The sequence below is a fragment of the Vibrio sp. S12_S33 genome, assembly GCF_963889785.1.
Classification (GTDB): domain Bacteria; phylum Pseudomonadota; class Gammaproteobacteria; order Enterobacterales; family Vibrionaceae; genus Vibrio; species Vibrio aestuarianus.
The window spans coordinates 1-363 of record NZ_CAWPQZ010000288.1 but is presented as its reverse complement, the minus strand read 5'-3'; the positions used below and the strand labels follow the sequence as shown (position 1 = coordinate 363).

Annotated in this window: 1 protein-coding gene; it reads left to right on the top strand. The window is 55.9% G+C overall.

Annotated features, from left to right (window positions below):
* Positions 1-11: 11 nt before the first annotated feature.
* Positions 12-363, top strand: a 352-nt coding sequence (locus AACW06_RS20190) for an Ig-like domain-containing protein (protein ID WP_202884127.1), incomplete at its 3' end; no start/stop codon positions are given.

Below are 363 nucleotides of genomic sequence, written 5' to 3'. Positions count from 1 at the left end.
ACAGTGCGCCAGTGACGTTTGATTTTGACGCCACCGTACCAACTGCGGCGCCAACGCTTACCATCGCGGACGCCGCGGACGGCAGCGTGAGCGTGGCAGAGAACAGTGACGGCGTTGAAACTGTGGTGAGTATTCCAACGGGTGTGGAAGTGGGTGATACGGTGACGTTAACCATCACCAACCCAGATGGCAGTACGACAGTACAAACTCACGAAATAACCTTATTAGAAACACTAACAGGCAGTGCGAACATCACCATCCCAAGCTTGGCGGCGGAAGGTGACTACAGCGTGACGGCGCAGATCAGCGACGCGGCGGGCAACACCAGTGGTGAAAGTGCGCCAGTGACGTTTGATTTTGACG